We start from the raw sequence: 23908 nt of genomic DNA, 5'->3' as shown, positions 1-23908 counted from the left end.
TGAACGGACGATCGGGGGCGCCCAGGAAATCTACACCAAGCTGGTGGATTTCAATTTTGGCGCGACCGTGACCGGCTCGGCCGGCAACGACACCCTGGACATCGGCAGCGGCTTCACCTTCATCGACGCCGGCGCCGGCGACGACGTCATCAAGATGAGCGCCTCCGACCTGCTGCAGGCCGCCACGGTGATCGGCGGAGACGGCGCCGACCGCGTGGTCCTGTCGGGCAGCGGCACCCTCGGCCCGGCCACCCTGGCCAAGCTGGGCGGAGTCGAGGAACTGGCGCTGGGCGGGGCCGGCAATCTGGCCCTGTCCCTGGGGGCGGGAACCGGCCTAGCCACCATCGACGCCGGCACCACCAGCGGCACGGTGGCCCTGGACGCCTCGGCGGTGAGCAGCGGCGTCACCCTGGCGGCCGGCAGCGGCGCCACCAGCATGATCGGCGGCAGCGGCCTGGACGCGGTCAGCCTGCAGATGGCCGAAGGCGCGGCGACCTTCAACGCCTCCGGCCCCGGCCTGTCGGTGAGCGACGGCACCACCTCGCTCAGCGCCACCGGCGTGGAACAGCTGACCTTCAGCGACGGCAAGACCGTGGCGGTGTCCTATGATTCCGGGGCGATGACCCTGGGCGGCGGCTCCGGCGCCGACACCATCCATGCCGGGACCGGCATCGCGGTGATCGACGCGGGAACCGGCGGCAACGACGTGCTGACCAGCGCCGGCACCACCAATTTCCGCTTCAACGGCGGCTTCGACGCCAACGACACCGTGACCGGCGGCGCCGGCTTCGGCGACGCGCTGTCGCTTTCCCAGTCCGGCACCATCGCCGACGCGGCCTTCGCCCATGTGGGCGGCATCGAGACGCTCGGCCTCTGGGCGATGTCGGCGGCGACCCTGACGCTGGGCGGCAACGCCACCGCGGCTGGAATCGGGGTGGTCGACGCGGCGGGCTCGAGCGGCGCCGTCACCATCGACCACGTCAGCGGCACCGATACGCTGTATGTCTTCGGCGGCAGCGGCAGCGGCAACGACACCGTCATCGGCTCGACACTGGCGCCGGGCGCCGGCGATGTGGTGGATTTCAGCCACGCCACCGGGGCGCTTGCCGTCAACCTTGCCGCCGGGACCGCTTCGGCGCTCGGCATCGGCACGGACACGCTCAGCAACATCCACGCGGTGGTCGGCGGCAATTTCGGCAACATCCTGACCGGGTCGTCGGGAACCGACATGTTCTTCCTGACCAGCGCGACGGCGCTGGGCGCCAACAACACCTTCATCGGCGGCCAGGGCGCCGATTATCTGACCTTCGACTCCACCATGGACCTGCGGGGGGCCTCGGTGTCGGGAATCGAGGCGATCGATTCGCTCGGCGCCCTCAATCTGACCGTCGGCATGTCGCAGTTGCTGGCCTGGAAGAACTCCGTCCTGGCGGAGGGAACCGCCACGGCTCTGATCGATTTCGGCGGCGGTCCCGGCGCCAAATCGCTGACCATCACCGTGGATGGCGCGGGCAGCCTGAACGACATGGTGGCCTCGGGCCAACTGGTGCTGGCCAATCTGGCCAGTCCCGACCGTCTGGTGATCGACGGCTCGGCCATGGGGACCGGCCTGACCCTGGTGGAAAACGCCGCGCTGGCGCTGACCACCATCCTGGGCGGCAGCGGCGGCGACACCCTGACCCTGGCCACCGGCTTTACGGCCGAGGCGGGGACCAGCCTCAACGGCAATGCCGGCGCGGACACCCTGATTCTGGGCGGCGGCGGCGGCTTCTACGACCTCAATCTGGCAGCCATCAGCAATTTCGAGACCCTGACCGCCGGGGCGGGCGCCACCACCCTGTCCATCGGCATGGGGCAACTGGCCGGTCTGGCACTCGACGGCGGCGGCGCCGGCACGGCGCTGACCCTGGACCTGCATCTGCCCGACGGCGGCGCCACCTTCGACGCCAGTTCCCTCACCCTGGTGAACTGGGGGGCGGAGGACACGCTGCGCATCACCGGCGGCGGCGGCAACGACACCATCACCGGTTCGAACCAGGGCGACGTCTTCGTGCTGAGCGACGGCACCGACACCATCAATGGCGGGGCCGGCGCCGACATTCTGGACTTGTACGGCCTGGGGACCGGCGTCATCGCCGACCTTACGGCCGGAACGGTGTCCGGAGGGGGCGGCACCGCGGTGCTGAACTCCGTGGAAGGCATCGCCGATACCGGCTACGTCGACACCCTGTCGGGCGGCTCGGGCGACGAGATGTTCCGTCTGCACGACGGGGTCCACGAGGCCGATATCGTCAGCGGCGGCGCGGGCAATGACACCGTGCAGATTCTGGCGGACGGCGATCTCCGGGCGGTCAGCTTCTACGATATCGAGACCCTGGCCATCGGCGGCGGCTATTCGACGGTCATCGCCGATGCGTCGCAGTTCGGCGCCGGCCTGCTTGCCAACACCCTGGCGCTGCAGGCCATCGGCCTGCCCACCGGCAGCCGGCTGGAGATCGATGTCTCCACCGTCGGTTTCGACGCCTCGGGCTTCACCTTCAGCAATTGGGGGACGCTCACCAACTGGAGCGCCGCCGACGGCAATTACGTCAAGCTGAACGCCTCGGGCGCCAGCGGCGTCGTTACCCTGACCGGCGGCACCGGTGCCGATTACCTGTTCGGTTCCAGCTATGACGACACCCTGATCGGCGGCGCGGGCATCGACAAGATGATCGGCGGCGTCGGCAACGACGTGTTCAAGCTCTTCGCCAACAATGGGGCGGTGGGCGAGAGCATCGACGGCGGCGCCGGCTCGGACACCATCCTGCTGCAAGGCGGCAACGACCTGCGCGGCATGACCGTCGGCGATGTCGAAACCCTGAGCCTCAACGGTTTCACCGCCCTGATGGACGTGGCGCATGTGCCCGTCTCCACCTTGTCGGTGGTGGCCGGAGCCGGAGTGGACACCTTCACCCTTTACGGCGACGAGACAGCTGGCACCGATTTCAGCGCCTATCTCGGCAATCTGGCGCTGTCGGGCTTCGACGGCGCCGGCGGCGACCGGGTGTCGTTCGTCGGCGGCAGCGGCGACGATATCCTGAAATCCACCGCGGCGATCGATGTGCTCAGCGCCGGCGATGGCAACGACACGCTGATCGCCACCGGCGGGGCCGACACCTTCCTGGGCGGCGCCGGCGACGACGTCTTCGACTTCACCGTCGGCACATTGGCGGTCGGCACCAACTCCGCCATCGACGGCGGAACCGGCTACGACACCCTGCTGGTCAACGGCAGCGGCAACAACGGCCTCGGCTTCTACACCTTCACCGGCAACTACCTGACCCAGATCACCGGGATCGAGAAGTTCCAGCTGGGCGGCGGTGTCGTGAACTACTATTTCGACGGCGGCGTGCTCAACGGCCAGACCATCGAACTGGCGGCCTCCAGCGCCTATACCCTGGCCGTCACCGGGGCGGGCGCTCCCCAGATCGACCTGTCGCACCTGACCTTCACCGGCGTCCAGCCGACCGCGTTGATCACCACCTTTGGAACCGCCACCGCGCTGGCCACCTCCCACACGGTGACCGGCAGCATCGGCAACGACACCATTTCGGCGCTGTCCACCCTGACCGGCAGCAACACCCTGGCCGGCGGCCTGGGCGACGACACCCTGACCGGCGCGGACGGCAACGACGTGGCCTTGTTCGGCGGCGCGGCCGCCGGCTACCGCATCGACGGCACCGCCTCGTATGTGGGCGTGGACGACATCGATCCCGGCGTGCAGGACGAGGGCACCGACCGCCTGAGCTCGGTCGAGGAACTGCGCTTCGCCGACACCACCCTGGCGGTGGGCGGCGGCGGCCCGGTGCTGACCCTGACCGCCGGCTCGGGCAACGACACCCTGAGCATCGGCACCGGCGTCACCTCGGTCGAGGGCGGCGCCGGCAGCGACGTGGTCACCCTGGCGGCGGCCATCGGGGCCAATACCACCCTCAGCACCACGGGGGCCACCCTGACCGCCGTGGTCGGCGGCGTCACCACCACCCTGAGCAACGTCGAGGAACTGCACCTGTCGGACGGCCTGACCGCCCTGGCCGGGAGCGGCTCCATCAGCGGCGGCGCCGGCAACGACGTCATCAATGTGGGCAACGGCTTCACCTATGTGGATGGCGGCCTGGGCGACGATACCCTCAACGCCGCGGGCGCCACGGGTCCCGTCACCCTGGACGGCGGTTCGGGGGGCGACACCCTGACCGGCGGCGATTACAACGACACCTTCCGGCTGTCGGATTTCACCAGCGCCGATACCATCGTCGGCGGGCTGGCCGCCGATACCCTCAGTCTGACCTTTACCGGCGGCGGCGTGGTGGCGGATTCCGCCTTCACCCATGTCAGCGGCATCGAAGTACTGAACGTGGTGTCCTCGGGCTCGCCGGTCTCCATCACCATGGGTACCGTCGCGACGGGCAAGGGCATCACCGGCGTCAGCGCCCAGATGACCGATTCCGGCGTGACGCTGAATGCCGCGGGCTACGGCGATTCGCTCAGTTTCCAGGCCGGCTACGGCAACGACACCTTCATCGGCGGTGCCGGATATGCCTCGATCAATCTCGGCTATGGGCTGGCGGGCACCACCTTCTTCTCGGCGGGCGGCACCCTGGCCCTGGTCAACGGCGGCCAGACCGACATCCTGTCGGGCGGCACCCTGAACCTGACCTTCACCGACGGCGCGGTGACGGTGACCGACGGCTCGACCCTGGCGGCGAGCGGCGGCAACGACACCCTGAACATCGGGACCGGCATCAACTGGGTCCTGGCCGGGTACGGCAACGACGTGATCACCAGCACGGCCGGCAACCACGTCTTCCAGTTCGGCTGGGGCCAACTGGACCAGAACGACACCATCGCGGCGTCGGGCGGCCAGAACACCATCATGTTCATGGCGACCTCGGGCAACCTGTCGCTCGACGACACCATGTTCACCCAGGTGAACGGCGTCCAGACCCTGAAGGTCAATGCCGGGGCTTTCGACGCCAACATCGTGTTGGGAGGCGAAGCCAACGCGGCGGGGGTGACCGAGGTGGACGCCTCGGGGACCAGCGGCACGGTTTCGCTGAACACTGCGGCCATGGCCAGCGGCGTCACCCTGGCGGCCGGCAGCGGCGCCACCAGCATGACGGGCGGCGGCGGCCTCGATGTGCTCAGCCTGCAGATGGGCGAGGCGGCGGCGACCTTCAGCGCGACGGCCGGCACCCTGCACCTGAGCGGCGGCGGCGACGTCCACGTCTCCAGTGTGGAGCAACTGCGCTTCGGTGACGGCAACACCCTGACGGTGGCCAACAATGCCGGCCTGCTGACCCTGACCGGCGGCAGCGGCAACGACACCATCGCCGTGGGCGGCGGCATCGCCAGCGTCGACGGCGGCCTGGGCAACGATATTCTCAACGCCTCGGGCGCCCCCGGTCCCGTCACCCTGGACGGCGGTTCGGGGAGCGACACCCTGACCGGCGGCGATTACAACGACATCTTCCGGCTGTCGGATTTCAGCGGCGACGATTCCGTCAATGGCGGCATCGGCAACGACACCCTGACCCTCACCTTCACCGGCGGCGGCGTGGTGGTGGAGTCCGACTTCGCCAATGTGACGGGGATCGAGGCGCTGAAGGTGGTGTCGTCGGGCTCGCCGCTCACCATCACCATGCCGGTCGCCACGGGGGCGGCGATCGCTTCCCTCGACGCGCTGATGACCGATTCCGGCGTGACGCTGGATGCGTCCGCCGTGTCGGCCGGAATGACCATGGTCGGCGGCGGCGGTGCCGATACCTTCATCGGCGGCGGCGGGATCAACATCTTCGCGCTGCAGACCGCGGTGGCGACCATCGCGGTGAGCGGCGGCATCACCACCGTCGATGACGGCGGCTCGGCCATCGATACCCTGAGCGCCACCACCATGTGGGTCGAGTTCACCGGCGGCAACGGCCACGTATCGGTGAATTCGGGCGGCAGCCAGGTGATCGGCTCCATGGCCGGCGACAAGATCGTGGCCGGTACCGGCGTCGTCTATGTGGACGGCAGCTTCGGCACCGATACGGTGACCCTGATGAGCGGCGGCCAGACGCTGACCGTCGCCAGCGCCGAGACGCTGATCGGCGGCGCCGGCGATGACTGGGTGACCCTGGCCGATGCCTTCACCGGCGGCTTCTCCATCGACCTGGGGGCGGGGAACGACACCCTGGCCCTCTCCAGCCTGAGCGGCTCCACCGTATTCGACAGCGCCTTCACCGAGATCAGCAGCGTCGAGACCCTTGTCCTCGGCTCGGGTGTCGCCGGCTCATTGAGCCTGGGCGTCGAAGCCAACGCGGCGGGTATCGGCGTGGTGGACGCCTCGGCAACCAGCGGCGCCATTGCGCTCGACGCCTCGGCCATGGTCTCCGGCGTCACCCTGGCGGCCGGCAGCGGCGCCACCAGCATGACGGGCGGCAGCGGCAACGACGTGCTCAGCCTGCAGATGGGCGAGGGAGCGGCGACCTTCAGCGCGACGGCCGGCACCCTGCACCTGAGCGGCGGCGGCGACATCCACGCTTCCAGTGTGGAGCAACTGCGCTTCGGTGACGGCAACACCCTGACGGTGGCCAACAATGCCGGCCTGATGACCCTGCTCGGCGGCGGCGGCAACGACACCATCGCCGTGAGCGGCGGCATCGCCAGCATCGACGGCGGCCTGGGCAGCGACACCATCACCGGATCGGCCACCGCTGACACCCTGAGCGGCGGCGCGGGGGCCGACATCCTGAGCGGCGGCACGGGGGCCGACAACTTCCTCTATGCCGGCAAGGCCGATTCCAGGCTGACGGGCGGCGAGTACGACGTCATCACCGACTTCCAGGGCGGCAGCGACGTCATCCGGCTGAACGGCATCTCGGGCATCGCCTATTCCGCGGACGTCTATGCGGCGACCGGCGCGACGGTGGCCGACAAGGTGCAGTCGGTGGTCAGTGACGGCGCCACGCTCAACCACCTGGTGTTCTTCGTCCACGGCGGCAACGGCTATCTCTATGTCAACGGCGTGGGCGACGGCGCCGATTACGACGGCGCCCTGATCGCCCTGACCGGCCAGACCGTGGCGCCTTCCAGCCTGGACATTCCCGGGCTGCTGTCCCAGGTGGGCAGCGCGGCCGCCGACACCCTGACCGGCACGGGCGGCGACGATATCATCAACGGCCTGGGCGGCAACGATACCATCGATGGCCTGCAGGGCAACGACACCCTGCTGGGCGGCGACGGCGACGACGTGATCCTGGATGCCGGCGGCAACAACACGCTGTTCGGCGGCCTGGGCAACGACACCCTGTCGGTGTCGTATGCTTCCGCCATCACCGGTGGCATCAGCACGCTGTCGGGCGGCGATGGCAACGACAAGCTGTACCTGACCGCCAACGGCTCGATCCTGTCCTCGTCGGCGAGCTTCATCGCCGACGGCGGCCTCGGGGCCGACGAGGTGCACGTCAATTTCAGCTGGGGCGGTTCTCCCCATCCGCTGAACGCCACGGTGACCCTGGGAGCGGGGGTCGACAGCCTGGTATTCGACGCTTGGTCCAACATGGCGATGGCCTATCCGCCGGTGGTGGTCACCGACTTCCAGGTGGGCGCCGGCGGCGACATCATCGACTACGATACCCTGCTGTCCTCCTCCTCCGGCTATGCCGGGACGAATCCGTTCGCGGCGAACGGCTATCTGCAGCTGACCCAGAGCGGCACCGACACCATCTTGCAATACGACCGCGACGGCAGCGGCGGGGCCACCTGGTCGGATCTGGTGCGGCTGCAGGGCGTGACGGTCGGCCAGCTGACCAGCGACAACTTCAATCCCGGCTTCAATCCGACGGGCGGCGAGACCACCGGGCAGACCATCACCGGGACGGCGGGGGCCGACACCCTGGCCGGCACCATCGGCGGCGACGTCATCAACGGCCTGGACGGCGACGATTCCCTGGCGGGCGGCCTGGGCGGCGACACCATCGACGGCGGCGGCGGCGGCGATGCCATCGACGGCGGCCTGGGCAACAACACCCTTTACGGCGGCCTGGGCAACGACAGCCTGATGGCGGGGGGCGGCAACGACGCCCTGGACGGCGGCGACGGCGACGACGCGGTTCAGGATACGGGCGGCAACAACACGCTGCTCGGCGGGCTGGGCAACGATACCCTTTCGCAGTCCTATGCCTCCGCGGCCTTCGGCGGCACCAGCACGCTGGTGGGCGGCGACGGCAACGACAAGCTGTACCTGACCGCCAATGGCTCGATCCTGTCCTCGTCGGCGAACTTCATCGCCGACGGCGGCATCGGTGCCGACGAGGTGCACGTCAATTTCACCGCGGGCGGCCTTTCGCAGACGCTGTTCGCCACGGTGACCCTGGGGGCGGGGACCGACAGCCTGGTGTTCGATGCCTGGTCCAACATGTCGGCCGGCGCGCAGGCGGTGGTGGTCACCGACTTCCAGGCGGGCGTCGGCGGCGACATCATCGACTACAACACCCTGCTGTCGTCGTTCTCCGGCTATGCCGGGGCGAATCCGTTCGCCGCCAACGGCTATCTGCAACTGACCCAGAGCGGTACCGATACCGTCCTGCAATACGACCGCGACGGCAGCGCCGGGACGTACACCTGGTCCGATCTGGCGCGGCTGCAGGGCGTGACGGTCGGCCAGCTGACCAGCGACAACTTCAATCCCGGCTTCGATCCGGCGGGCGCGGCGGCGGTCGGACAGACCATCACCGGGACGGCGGGGGCCGACACCCTGGCCGGCACCATCGGCGGCGACGTCATCAACGGCCTGGACGGCAACGATTCCCTGGCGGGCGGCCTGGGCGGCGACACCATCGACGGCGGCGACGGCGGCGATGCCATCGACGGCGGCCTGGGCAACAACAGCCTTTACGGCGGCCTGGGCAGCGACAGCCTGATGGCCGGAGCCGGCAACGACATCCTGGACGGCGGCGGCGGCGACGACGCGATTCAGGATACGGGCGGCAACAACATCCTGCTCGGCGGGCTGGGCAACGACACCCTGTCGGTGTCCTATGCCTCGTCGCCTCCCGGCGGGACCAGCACGCTGGTGGGCGGCGACGGCAACGACAAGCTGTACCTGACCGCCAACGGCTCGATCCTGTCCTCGTCGGCGAACTTCGTCGCCGATGGCGGCCTCGGCGCCGACGAGGTGCACGTCAATTTCACTGCGGGCAGTTCCCCGCATCCGCTGAACACCACGGTGGCCCTGGGGGCCGGAGCCGACAGCCTGGTGTTCGACGCCTGGTCCAACATGCCGCTCAACGCTCCGGCGGTGGTGGTGACCGACTTCCAGGCCGGGGCCGGTGGCGACGTCATCAACCTTGCCACCCTGCTCTCCACCTCCACCGGCTATACCGGGACCAACCCGTTCGCGGCCAACGGCTATCTGCAGCTGACCCAGAGCGGCACCGACACCATCTTGCAATACGACAAGGACGGCAGCGGCGGGGGCTCCACCTGGGCCGACCTGGCGCGGCTGCAGGGCGTCAGCCTCAGCGCCCTGACCAGCGCCAATTTCAGCCCGGCCTTCCATCCGGGCGGCGGGGACATCCTGACCGGCACCGCGGGCGCCGATACCCTGGCGGGCGGGACCGGCGGCGACCTGCTGGCCGGCGGCGGCGGGGCCGACACCCTGACCGGCGGCGGCGGAATGGATACCTTCCGCTACGTATCGAATACGGATTCGGTCTCCGGCTCCGTGGATGTCATCACCGATTTCATCAGCACCATCGACAAGATCGACCTGTCGGCGGGCGGCGGCCTGCTCTATGTGCCGCAGTTGAACTGGGCGGGCAGCCCGGAAGCCACGGCGGCGGCCCTGGACAATATCAGCGGCATCAGCACCGTCGGCTTCATGACCGACGGCACCAATGGCTGGCTGGCGGTGAACGGCGGCAGCCTGGACGGCACCCTGATCAAGCTGCAGGGCTTCATCAGCGCGCCGGCGGTCGGCGATATGGTCGGGGCGCAGCTCAACCAGGCGCCGACCCTGACCACCCTGGGCACCCTGACGGCCGGCTACGACTTCTCATCCCTGAGTGCCGGCCCCATCGCCGGGCAGGACGGCTGGGTGGTGGCCAGCGGGGCCGGCTATACCCCGTCCCTGGCCAATGTGGGCAGCAGCACCATCGGCGCGCCGGGCGACTACAATTTCGGGTCCACCGCCCTGATGCCGGGCAGTGCACCGGCGACGACCATGGCCATGTCGCGTCTGTCGGGCGGAGGCTTCCAGCTTCCGTCCGTGGCGCCGACCTCCACGGTGTCGCTGCAATACGATTTCAGCCCCAATTACTGGGGATCGAACCTGTCGTTCGGCAGCGACCTGGACGCCAACGGCAATCTGTTCGGGGCGGGAGAGGGCGGCCCCGGGGCCGGGCTGTTCACCAATACCGGCACGGTGGGTGTCGGCCACGCCACGCTGCGCGACGCCATCGGAGGGGTGCAAACCGCCAGCGTCACCCTGCACGGGCCCGGCGACGGCTACGGCGAGTGGGTCAGCTTCCGCATCGAATACGACATGAGCGCCTTCAACGGCCATGGCTCCATGACCCTGTGGATGCGCGAGAACATTCCCGGCTACAACACATGGGCCACGGTTGCCGGGCTGCAGAACCTGCCGCTCAACGCCGATTGGCTGTCGTCGGGGTCGTCCAATCCGGCCTTGTGGGACGGCATCTCCTTCGTGGCGGGCAACGGCGAATCCTCGCTGGACAACATTTCCGTCAGCGTGGTCTCGTCTCCGACGCTCAACGCGGTCCAGGAAGACGTCGCCGCCGGCGCCAATGCCGGCACCCTGGTGTCCGAACTGGTGGCCGGGCACGTCACCGACGCCACCGTGGTGGCGGGCGGCGCGGGCATTGCCGTCACCAATGTCGACAACACCGGCGGACACTGGCAGTACAAGCTGGATGGCGGCCCGAGCTGGGTCGATATCAACGGCGGGCTGTCCTATTCCAACGCCCTGGCGCTGTCCGCCACGACGCGGGTCCGGTTCCAGCCCGATGACAACATCCACGGCAACAGGACTTTCGAATTCAAGCTGTGGGACGGCACCGACGGCGCCGCCAGCGGCGCCCTGACGAATTCGAGCGGCGGAGCCTATTCCGCCAACACCGCCACGGGCACGCTGTCCGTCCTGGCGGTCGAGGACGCGCCGGTCTGGCAGGGGCTGATGATCGGCACCGCCACCACCACCTCGTTCTCGGTGGCCAACGGCGGCTCGGCCAGCGGCACCCTGATGGCGGCCGACGCCGATGGCGACAATCTGGCCTATATGGTGGCCGGCGGGACCAAGACGGCCCACGGCACGGTGACCATCACCGGCGGCAATCTCACCTACACGGCCGATACCGGCTATGCCGGCAGCGATACCTTCACCGTCGAGGCCAATGACGGCACCGGCAACGTGGTGGCCCAGGCCTTCACCGCCAATGTGGGCTACGACAGCCATGCCCTGACCCTGGCGACGCCCACCCTGGCCGTGGGGCAGTCGGGGACGTTCACCCTGAACGAAGCCTATCTGAACCCGATGAACGGCATCCAGGTCGGCGATACCAATCTGGTCTATACCGTCGGCGGCGGCCTGGCGCCCCTTGGAGTCCTGATGAAGGGCACGCTTGCCCTGGGCGCCGGGGCGACCTTCACCCAGGCCGACGTCGCCGCCGGTCTGATCTCCTTCGTGGCGGACGGCGCGCCGGGCGTCGATTCCTTCGATTTCAGCCTGACCGACGGAATCGGCGGCACCCTGACCGGCAACACCATCGTGTCGTTCTCGGTGATCGCCTCCAACACGGCGCCGGCCCTGACGGTGGCCTCCGGCCTGACCGCCGCCCAGGGCTCGTCCCTGAACATCATGAGCGGCCCGTCCGGCCTGGACGCCTCGGATTCCAACGGCGGTCCGGCCTCGCAGCTCCTCAGCTATATCGTCACCGACCTGCCCGATCACGGCGCCCTGGTGCTGGGCGGCCGGGTGCTGGCGGTGGGCGATGCCTTCAACGCCTCCGACCTCGTCGCCGGCACCATGGGCCTCAACTACTACAACGACGGTTCGGCCCATGCCTCGGATTCGTTCCAGTTGCGTCTGACCGACGGCCAGACCCCCCTGGCGCCGCAGACCGTCTCCATCGCGGTGCAACCGGTCAACCAGGCGCCGGTGGCCGGCGCCGGGGCGGGCTATGCCCTGTACATGACCGGCAGCAATAACGAAGCGGTGATGGTCAACGACGCCGGCGGCAAGCTGGCCTTCGCCGATTCGGTGACCCTGGAAGCCTGGGTCCGGCCGCAATGGTCCGAGCAGACCGACCGGCTGCATGCGGTGGTCGCCCGCGGCACCGCCAACGGCAGCGTCCAATACGGCCTGTTCCTCAAGGAATCCTCGACGCCCGGCGGCTTCACCCTGACCGCCGTGGTCGGAGGAACCGAGATCACCCTGGCCGGCACGCCGGACACCTTCTCCGGGACCTGGCACCATGTGGCGGCCAGCATCAGCAGCACCGGCACCGTCACCCTCTATCTGGACGGCGCCGTCTACGGCACCGCCACCATTCCCGCCGCGCCCCTGTCGGTGACCGATACCGGCACGTTGGGGTTGGGCGGGGCGGTCGGCAATACCGGCCAAGCCTTGAATGGCGAACTGGACGAGGTCCGCGTGTGGCACGGCGTGCGCAGCGGAGCCGAGATCGCCGCCGCCATGAACGCGACGCTGCACGGCTATGAACCCGGCCTGTCGGGCTATTGGCGTTTCGACGGGCTGCAGACCAATCCGGTGGATGCCAGCGTCAACCCCCTGGTGAGCACCGGCAACACCGCCAGCTACACCTTCTCGAGCCGGCTGGCGCCCTCCTTCACCGCCACCGACGACGAGGTGCTGGCCGGCACGCTGACCGGCAGCGACCTGGAAGGCCATGCGCTGACCTATGCCATCCACAATTCCGGCACCATCAGCGGCCAGCCCAGCCATGGCGTCCTGACGCTGGAAGCCGACGGCTCGTTCACCTACGCGCCCGATTTCGGCTTCTACGGCGTCGACACCTTCGAATACACGGTGAGCGACGGCACCCACACCTCCATGCCGGCGGTGGCCCGGCTGGTGGTGGAGGAGCCCGTCAATCACGCGCCGCTGCTGGGCGGCCTGTCGGCCGACAACAGCGCCGCCCTTTTCAACGGCAATACCGCCTACGCGGCGACGGCGTCGCTGGCGACGGTGGCCGACGAATTCACCCTGGAAGCCTGGATCAACACCACCGACACCATGGCGGGCACCCGCATCATCGTCGGGCAGGGGACGACCGCCGGCGGCGGTGCCGGAACCTTCGCCCTGGCCCTGGTGGACGGCAAGCTGACCTTCCTGTCGCCGGACACCTATGCCAATCCCAATTGGACCCTGCAGAGCGCCGGCACCCTCAACGACGGCGACTGGCACCATGTGGCGGTGGTCCGTTCGGGCGGCACCTACAAGCTGTATGCCGACGATCAGGTGGTCGATACGGTGACGGTGATATCACCGACGACCCAGCCGGCGGCCACCGACCTGATGGTCGGCGGCATGCACAACGGCGGGGCGACGACGGTCGATTCCTCCACAGCCTTCAAGGGCCTGATCGACGACGTCCGCGTCTGGGACGTGGCGCGCGGCGGCGCCGAGATCGTCACCGGCCAGGGCCTGCAGCCCGCCGGGACCGAGAACGGGCTGGTCGGCGCCTGGACCTTCGAGGATGTGAGCGGAAGCCAGCCGGTGGTGGCCATCAATGCCGGCGGGCCGAGCCTGATGCCCATCGGCACCTCCATGCTGTCGGTCAGCGACATCGAGGCGATGCGCTTCGATGGAACCGCCTCCGCCGCGCTGACCATCGACGATTCCATCGGCCAGGGCAGCGGGCCGCTGACCTTCGAGGCCTGGATCAAGACCGGGTCCTACACCAACCAGACCATCGCCTATATCGGCCAGGACGGCCCCGCCACCGGCATGTCCCTCTATGTGGCCGCCAGCGGCAGGCTGGGGATCGGGCAGTCCCAGAACGGCGCCGTTTCCGTCGGCAACACCATCGTCGCCGACGGCCGGTGGCACCATGTGGCCGCCGTCGTCGACAGCGGCGGGGCGGTCACCTATTACGTGGACGGCGTGGCGGACGGGACGGCCTCCATCAACGCCTACAACCTGAGCGGCCCGGTCTATCTGGGCAATTCGGGACCGGCGGGCACCGCCGCCCAGAACTTCCTGGGCGACATCGCCGACGTCCGGATCTGGGGCGCGACGCGCACCCAGGCCCAGGTGCAGGCGGACATGGCCCCGGCCGAGGAAGGGGCCCAATCGGGCCTGCTGGGCGCCTGGACCGTCGAAAACGGCGAGATCGTCACCCTGACCGGCCCGGCGGTCACGGATTCCGGCACTGTTTCCGTGCTGACCGGCGCCCCGGTGGGCGGCGACCACATCGCCACCTATGCCGGGCACGCCGTCAGCGGCACGGTGGCGACCTTCGACCAGGACGGCGGCACCCTGACCCTGGGGATCGAGACCGGCGGAGAGCCGGCCAGCGGCACCCTGACCCTGGGGGCCAACGGCACCTTCACCTACACCCCCGACACCGGCTTCGTCGGAACGGACAGCTTCACCCTGGAACTGGACGACGGCACCGAGGTGGTTACCAGAACCTATACGGTGGTGGTCGACAACCCCATCACCGTGGCGGGCGCCACCGAGCGCACCGCCGTGCTGTTCGCCAATGGCGCCTCCAAGGCGGCGACCATCACCCTGCCCGGCGAGGAGTTCACCAACAACGCCATCAGCGTCGAGTTCGACGTCAACCTGAGCAATGCCAATTTCGCCCAGACCCTGTTCAGCCTGGGGGTGGGCGCCAGCGCCATGCTGAAGGCGACGGTGGACGCCACCGGCCATCTCGGGCTTTACCTGGATCAGGACGCCACGGGCGGTTCTTCCAGCCAGCCCGGTGTGGCGACCCTGTCCTCCTCGACCTGGCACCATGTGGCGGTGAGCTACGAGGCCGGGACCGCCCGCGTCTACGTGGATGGCTCGCTGTCGGCCACGGTGATCGATACCGGCGGGACTTCCGCCCTGCAATCCCTGAACGCCATGGTGATCGGGGCCGAACTGGGCAATACCAGCTTCGCCAAGGGGATGTTCGACAACGTCAAGGTCTGGAACACCCCGCTGACCCCGGCCCAGATCGAGGCCGGCCCCCATCTGGGAACGGGAACCGGCCCGAACCTGATCGGTTATTGGGATTTCGACAGCGAGCACGGCGACGGCACCGGCGGCGATACCGATTACAACGCCTATATGAACCTGGGCAGCGGCGGCCGGGTGGGCGCACCGCCCCTGCGCGCCGCCCATTTCGACGCCACCCACAACGTGGACCTGGGCAATGCCCCGGCCCTGGCGGTGACCGGCGGCGACGCCTTCACCTACGGCGCCTGGATCAAGACCTCGAGCGCCGCCTTGGGGACGCTGTTCAACGTCGGCGACAACCTCGCCGGCAACGGCATCATCGTCTACGTGCTGGCCAACGGGACGGTGCAGATGGACGGCGCCCAGCAGGGCGGTGCTGCGGCGACGGCTCAGGCGGTCAACGACGGCCTGTGGCACCATGTGGCGGTCAGCTATGACGGCGCCGGCACCGCCACCTACTATATCGACGGCGTGGCGGCCGGGACCTCCGCCGGCTACACCAACCTGCACACCAATGGCAACGTGTCCCTGCTCGGCCTGCGCGCCGATGGCAACGAGCCGTTCGCCGGCGACATGGGCGAGGCGGCCATCTGGACCAAGGCGCTGGGCGCCGTCGAAATCCAGCAGATGATGAACCAGGGCCTCAGCGGCCAGGAAGACGGCCTGACCGGCTACTGGAAGCTGGACGAGGGGGCGGGCACCACCGCCCACAGCCTGACCGGGGCGGTCAACGGCACCTATGATGCAGGTACCACCTGGATCGCCGCCGGCCACGCCGATCTGGTGGACAGCGTGCAGCAGGCCCAGGCCTTCACCTTCGGCGCCATCGAGGATACCCAGTTCCTGACGGCCGGCGACATCCTTGATCCGGGGGCGAACGACTTCACCCTGGAAGCCTGGATCAACCCCGACACCGTGGCCGGCGACCATGTGATCCTCGCCAAGGAAGGGGCCGGCTCCACCGGGGGCGGGCTGGCGCTTTACATCGATGACGGCGTGCCGACCCTGCGGCTCAATGGCGTCGTCGTGCTGGCGGCCGGCAGCGTTGCCGCCGATGTCTGGAGCCATGTGGCGGCGACCCGCGGCGGCGACCAGTACACCCTGTACGTCAACGGCGTGGCGGTGAAGACCGTCTCGGCCCTGGATGCCGACGTTTCCAACGACTACGACCTGACCATCGGGGCGCGCAGCGACCTGGCCGGAACCGGCCACGATTCCGCCACCGCCTTCGAGGGCCAGATCGCCAATGTGCGGCTGTGGAGCGAGGAGCGCAGCGCCGAGGACATCTTCGACGAGATGGTCGGCAACGATGGCGGCGAAGATAGCCTGGAGGCCGCGTGGCTGGGCACCGGCCTGACCGACGCGTCGGGCAACGGCCACAGCCTCGACTTCCCCGCCGGCATGAGCGGGGTGGTGCAGACCGCCAGCGACCTGCCGGTCTACAGCGACGGCGTCGGCGTGCCGCGCAACGGTTCCTATCACGGCGCGCTGGCCGCCCACGACGCCACCGGCGCCACCATCACCTACAGCGCCTCGGGCCTGACCTCGGGCAGCCTGACCGCCAATGGCACCCTGGTGGTCAATGCCGACGGCAGCTTCGCCTACACCCCCGACGCCGATTACGAGGGGCTGGACACCTTCACCCTGGTGGCCACCGCCAACGGCGTGTCGGCCAGCCAGGTCGTCGCCCTGCGGGTCGAGGACACCACCGAGATCCTGGGCGCCACCCAGCACATGGGCCGGCTGATCCTGGACGGCGGCAACCACGGCGTGGTGGAGAGCGACGGCCAGCTGGACTATCTGGGCAATTGGGACTTCACCATGGAGGCCTGGATCGACCCCGCCGCCGCCGCGCTTTCCGGCGACGCGGTGATCCTGTCCAAGCAGTTCGGCCAGGGGGCGGGCGACGGCCAGATGCGGCTGCTGCTCAACGATGGCCATCTGGTGTTCATGGCCGCCCCGTCGGGCGGCGGCGCCAGCCTCTACAACACCAGCTACCTGCTCCGCTCCGACGAGGCGCTGGCGGCCGGCGAGTGGGCGCATGTGGCGGTGACCCGCTCGGGCGACACCTTCACCCTCTACATCGACGGCGAGGCGGTGAAGTCCTACACCCAGGCCATGACCAACATCGCCACCACCGCCGACCTGTGGGTCGGCCAGTCGCCGGTGAACGGCAGCCCGACCAACGGCTTCGAAGGCGCCGTCAACGACGTGCGGCTGTGGAATTATGCCCGCTCCCATTACGACATGGCGTCCAGCTACAACCAGGTGCTGGACGGGACCGAATCCGGCCTGCTCGGCTATTGGAACGGCACCGGCGGCACCGAGGACCTGTCGGGCAACGGTCATACCCTGGACCTGACGGTCGGTGCCTCCACCGCGTCGCGGGCCATCGTCGGCCAGCATTTCGATGGCTCGGCCTCGGTCAATATCGGGAACAACCTCGGCCTGAGCTCCGGGCCGTTGACCTTGGAAGCTTGGATCAGATGCGAGACACCCGGCAGCAACAAGGCCATCATGTCCGTTGGCTCCGGAGCCTTCCATAACGGGCTGGCCCTGTTTGTCGGCCCCACCGGCAAGCTGGGGGTGGAGGAGTCCGGCTGGGGCGACGTACAGGGCAATTCTGTGGTTGCCGACGGCAAGTGGCATCTGGTCACGGCATCCATCGCCAGTGACGGCACCGTCAACTTCTACGTGGACGGCGTCGCCGATGGCAGCGGTACCATGCCGACGCCCTACGACCTCTCTGCCGGCGTGGCCCGCATCGGCACCTCCTACGACGGCACGGCCTACAAGTTCGTGGGCGATATCGCTGATGCCCGCATATGGGGGGCGACCCGCGCCGCTGGCGATATTCAGTCCAGCATGAACGCGCCGTTGACCGGCAACGAAGGATCGTTGCTGGGCAATTGGCGGCTGAACGAGACCAGCGGCAGCGCCACGGTGGTGGATTCGGACGATGCTCCGCATAACGGCACCGTCAGCGGCACTTTGACCCGGGTGCAGACCTGGACCGACCCGAAACAGGCCGTGATGGCCGTGGTTCCGGAGACGGCGCTGGACTTCTCGGCCAGCGGTGGCATCAACGTCGGCAACGCGGTCGGCCAGGGCAACGGTTCGTTCTGCTACGAGGCATGGTTCCGCAACGACGGCTCGGCCAATACCCAGAACATCTTCTCCATCGCCGGCGGGTCGGGTTTCGCCGTCTATATCGGGACCGACGGCAAGCTCCATCTGGGCCTCGGCGGCGCCAGCGTCGCCTCGGCCGTGCCCACGGCCAATGACGGGCTGTGGCACCATGTGGCGGTCAACATGGTCAGCGGCGGCGCCTACACCATCTTCATGGACGGCAGGCCCTCGGCCACCGGCACGCTGCCGGCCTACGCTTTCACCGGCGATCTGGTGATCGGTGCCGATGGGTCCAATAGCGCCCATTTCAACGGCGAAATCGCCGAGGCCCGTGTCTGGAACACCACCCTGAGCGGTGTCCAGGTCGCCGGGGCCATGAACAACGAGCAGTCGGGCGGAGCCCAGGCCGGCCTGGCCGGCTACTGGCGATTGGACGAGGCGCCGGTGGGCGGAATCGTGCAGGATGCCATGGCGACCAACAACGATGGTTCCGTGGTCAGCGGCTCCCTTACGGTCACTTACAACGACGCCCCCCTTTACGACGACGTCATCCTCGCCATGCCGGGCTCGCCCTATCACGGCACCCTGGAGGCCGACGCGCCCTCCAGCGCCGGCGGCGACGTCATCTGGTCGGCCACGGGCCTGACCTCAGGCAGCCTGACCGCCCACGGCACACTGGCGGTCAACGCCGACGGCACCTTCATCTACACGCCCAATTCCGGCTGGCACGGGGTGGACAGCTTCAACGTGGCCGCCACCGGCATCGGCGACGGCAACGTCACCACCAAGATGCTGACCATCCGCACCGAAAGCCCGGTGGAATTCCTCGGCACGGGCGCGGCGGGCGGCTCGCTGCAGTTCAACGGTGACACCTACGCCACCGCCGATACCGTCACCCTGGTGGCCAACGCCTCGTTCAGTTGGGAGTTCTGGTCCAACAAGGCGGCCCAGGCCACCGGCACGGCCCAGACCCTGCTGACCCAGGGGAGCGGTGGGGCGGGGCAGGTGCTGTTCGTCGGTTACGATGCCGCCGGCAATCTCCGTTTCTCGCTGGACGGCGCCAGCGGCGGCACGGCGGTGACCTACAACGCCGCCGCCGACGTGGGCGGCTGGCACCATTGGGCCGGCGTCTACAACGCCGCCGACAACGTCCTGACCCTCTATCGCGACGGCCAGCTGGTCGGCAGCGCGGCGGCGGCCAGCGACTATACCGGCACCGGAAACCTCTATGTGGGCGGCACCCCCGCCGCCGGCGGCAGCTATGTGGGCCAACTGGACGAGGTGCGGCTGTTCAATGACGCCCGCTCGCCGGCCGAGATCTGGAACAACTGGCACCGGGCGGAATCCGTCTCGACCGATCACCTGATCGCCGAGTGGAACATGGACCGGCTCCACACGGTGTCCAACACCAGCACGGTGCTGGACGCCTCGGGTTTCAACCACAAGCTGACCCTCAACACCACCGTCGCCGACATGGCCGGAAGCCATGGACTGGTCATGGGAACGGGCACCGCGCTGTCGACCTTCGACGGCCATGCGGCGCTGACGGTGGGCAGCCAGGGTCTGACGGCGGCCAACGCCGCCGGCCTGGTCACCGGAACCGGGGCCTTCACCTATGCCGCCTGGGTGCGGACCAGCGGGGCCGGCCGCCAGGAAATCCTGGGGGTCGGCGACGTCAATACCGTTTACGGCGCGTCCCACTTCCACATCGAGAACGGCTACGTCAGGCTTGCCGGACCCTCGATCAACGGCGTGGTTTCCAACGATACGGTGAATGACGGAACCTGGCACCATGTGGCGGTGACCTATGACGGCGCCGGACAGATCGCCTTCTACATCGATGGCAATGCCTCGGGCGGCGGAACCGCTTCGGCCAATTTCGACATCCTGATGTCGTCGTCGCTCAGCGGGGCCTCGGTCGGCGCGATGCTGTCCGCGCCGTCCTCATATGTCTTCGGCGGCTATCTGTCCGACGTGGCGGTGTGGAACACCGCGCTGAGCGGCGGACAGCTGACCGCCGCCGCCGCCCAGGGGGCGGCCGCGGTGGCCACCACCAACCTGCTGGCCGACTGGAGCATGAGCGCCACCGAGAAGGCGGTCTACGTCAATACCGGCGGCAAGGTGGCGGATTTCAACGGCACCACCAGCCATATCCATGTCGTCGACACCACCGAGATGGATTTCTCGGGCAACTTCACCATCGAGGCCTGGGTCCGTCCCGACACGCTGTCCGCCCACCAGTCCATCCTGTCGGCGACGTCTCTGCTGGGGGCCAGCACCCTCAACCTGTTCAACCTGGAACTGGCCAACGGCCAGTTGGTCTTCTCCATGCAGGGCGACGACGGGGGCGGCAACGCCTCGGCCGGCCTGACTCTCTCCGGCCCGGCGGTCACCCTGGGCGCGTGGAGCCACGTGGCGGTGACGGTCAGCAACAACGTGGCGACCCTTTACGTCAACGGTCAGAGCATCGTTTCGTCGTCCACCTTCGCCGGCACCCGTCTGTCCGATATCGATTCCTTCGATATCGGCAGCTACGAGGATGGCGGCGCTCTCTACGACGGCCTGATGTCCGACGCGCGGGTCTGGGACACGGCGCGGACCGGCTCCGAGATCAGCTCGTATCTGGGGACCCGGCTGAGCGGCGGCGAAGCCGGGCTGGTAGGCAACTGGCGCCTGGAAAGCGTGGCCACCGGCATGGTTCCCGACAGTACCGGCAACGGGGACGGCACCGTCACCGCCATCAGCTTCTCGGGGGCCAAGGCGGCCATCTTCGACGACGTGGTCACCACCCGCGAGGATACCGAGGTGCGGTCCTCGCTGTTCGACGTCAACCACCTCAATTCCACCCAACCCACCTGGGCGACCGTCGTCCAGGGGCCGCAGCACGGCACCCTGGACCTGACCGGCACCACGGTGCTGGGCACCACCACCCTGTCGGCGGGATCGGTGTTCCTCACCGGCGGCTCGCTGAGCGCGGGGGCCGGCGGCTACAGCTACACCCCGGACGCCAACTATTTCGGCTCCGACTACTTCGTGGTGGCCATCGACGACGGCAGCGGCAACCTGACCTACGGCACGGTGGGCATCGGGGTGCGTTCGGTGCGCGACGAACCGGTCCTGTCGGGAACCGGCGGCTTCAGCGTCGCCGAGAACGGCAGCCATACCCTGAACATCCAGGTGGCCGACGAGGTCGGCGCCCTGGGCGGCGACCAGTTCACCGTCAACATGACGATCGGACACGGCAGCGTCACCCTGGACACCGTCGGCGGCATCACCTTCTCGTCGGGGACGGTCAACGGCTCGTCGCACCTGATCTTCAGCGGCACGCTGGACCGCATCAACGCCGCCCTGTCGGGGGCGGTCTATACCGCCGAGTCCCTGTGGACCGGCAGCGATTCCATCGCCCTCAGCGTGTGGGATGCGGCCAACGGCACCTCGTTGGTGTCGTCGGAGACCATCGCCGTCACCACGTCCGGCTCCGGCAATCTGGCGCCGGAAACCGAGCAGATCGATATCGGCAGCTCGGTGGCGGGCGCCGTCCACAACGGCATGCTGATGGCCAGCGATCCCGAGGGCGGGACCCTGACCTTCGCCAAGACCGGCGACCCCACCCACGGCACGGTGACGGTGGGAAGCGGCGGCGGCTATGCCTATAACGGCAGCGCCGGCTATACCGGCTGGGACAGCTTCGGCTATTCCGTCTCGGACGGCGCCAACACCGTCACCGCCACGGCGCAGGTGGCGGTCTACGACCATACCCGCACCTGGGACGGCGGCGCGTCGGGCACCTGGAGCGCGGCGGCCGGCTGGAGCGGCGACACCCTGCCGGATTCGGGAGCCCTGGTGCAGATCGGCGCCGCCACAATCGACCACATGTCGGGCAGCGATGCCATCGGCGGCCTGTCGCTGACCGGCGCCTCGCTGACCCTGAGCGGCGGGACCGTCTCCCTTGCCGTGGCCGGCGAACTGGACAACGCATCGCGGCTGAGCATCGGCGGCACGGCGGTGCTGTCCCTGGCCGACGACGCCATCCTGACCGATTACGGCAGCTTCAATCTCAGCGGCGGCGGCACCCTGGCGGGGGACGGCACCCTGGTGGCCAACGGCGTCACCACCCTGTCGGGAACCGCCGGGCTGGGCGCCAATACGGTGATCCTCAACAACGGCGCCACCCTGAGCGGCGCCTCGCTGAGCGGAACCGGCAACGTGCGCCTGAACAACGGGTCGATTTTCATCGCGGCGACCTCCAACTGGATCGGCGCCGCCTTCGAGACGGCGGCGGCGACCTTGCTGCTCATCGATTCCAACGGCGGCAGCGCCAATCTCACCCTGGGGCATGCCTTCGACAACACGGGCGAGATTCAGCTGACCGGCAACGGAGCGTTCACCACCAGCGTCGTGGTCGATGACGCGCTGACCAATTCCGGCAGTATCGTCTCGGGGGGCTTCACCTCCTTCGCCTCCACCATCGCCGCCACCAGCTTCGATAATTTCGGTGTGCTGGAGGTCGGCCATGCCCTGGACCTGACGGTGGGAACCTTCGACAACCACGCCACCCTGACCCTGAGCGGCGGCAATGCGCTGACCATCACCGACAACACCGCCGGAACCCACGCCCAGTTCGACAACCTGGGCAAGATCGGCGGCAGTGGCACCATCAACGCGGCCGACGCCGACTTCGTCAGCCACGGCTACATCAATCCCGGCGATACCTCGTCGGCGGGGACGCTGAGCGTCACCGGCGACATGATCTTCGGCGACGATGCCCATCTGGTGCTGAATTCCTGGGCCGGCAGTTTCGACCGGCTCAACGTCAGCGGCGAACTGACCCTGGACGGCATGCTGGACCTCTACACCAACAGCAACCCGACCGGCGGCCAGAGCGCCACCCTGCTGTCATGGGGCACCCTGTCCGGCTCGTTCGAGGTCATCCACGGCATCGATAGCGGCAGCGGCTGGATCTGGGACCCCACCGTCACCGGCAACAGCCTGTCGGTGACCGCCCATAACCTCACCGGCACCGTCAGCGGCAACGGCTATTACAGCGGCTCGGGGACCGCCGATTACGTGGTCGGCTACGGCAGCAATCACGAGGTCCATCTGGGCGGCGGCGACGACGTCTATGTCGGCCACGGCAGCTACAACACCATCGGCGTCACCGACACGGCCTTCGATTTCCTGGACGGCGGCAACGGCGGCGGCAATACCCTGCAGTGGGAGAACATCAACGGCCAGTCCTTCGACCTGTCGGCCCTGTGGAACAACGTGCTGCAGAACTTCGACGTGCTGGACCTCAGCCGGGCGAGCAACGGCAGCGCCACCCTGGACCTCGCCCACCTGCAATCCATGCTGAACGGCACCAACGCCTTCACCGGTACCGCCAACGCCCTGGTGGTGATCGGCGCCGACAACCTGACCCTGGCCGACAGCGGCTGGCAGGCGGTCGGTTCGGCCGAACTGACGGTCAACGGCCAGCAGGACAGCTATACCCAGTACGCCAACGGCAACACCAACGTTTACGTGGATAGCCAGACCCACGTCGGCTGA

The 23908-nt window shown here is 68.5% G+C and carries 1 protein-coding gene (only partly in view); it reads left to right on the top strand.

Features of this window, described 5'->3' with window-relative positions:
• Positions 1-23908 carry the 3' portion of a LamG-like jellyroll fold domain-containing protein gene (locus tag H261_RS04080; protein WP_008614612.1) on the top strand. 12026 nt of this gene lie to the left of the window's left edge, so only the last 23908 of its 35934 coding nucleotides appear in the window; its start codon lies beyond the left edge, outside the window; it ends in the stop codon at positions 23906-23908.

Origin of the sequence: Paramagnetospirillum caucaseum (genome assembly GCF_000342045.1) — a bacterium.
In the GTDB taxonomy this organism is placed as follows: Bacteria; Pseudomonadota; Alphaproteobacteria; order Rhodospirillales; family Magnetospirillaceae; genus Phaeospirillum; species Phaeospirillum caucaseum.
Note: the sequence above shows the minus strand (reverse complement) of the source record. Positions and strands in the feature narration are given on the sequence as shown.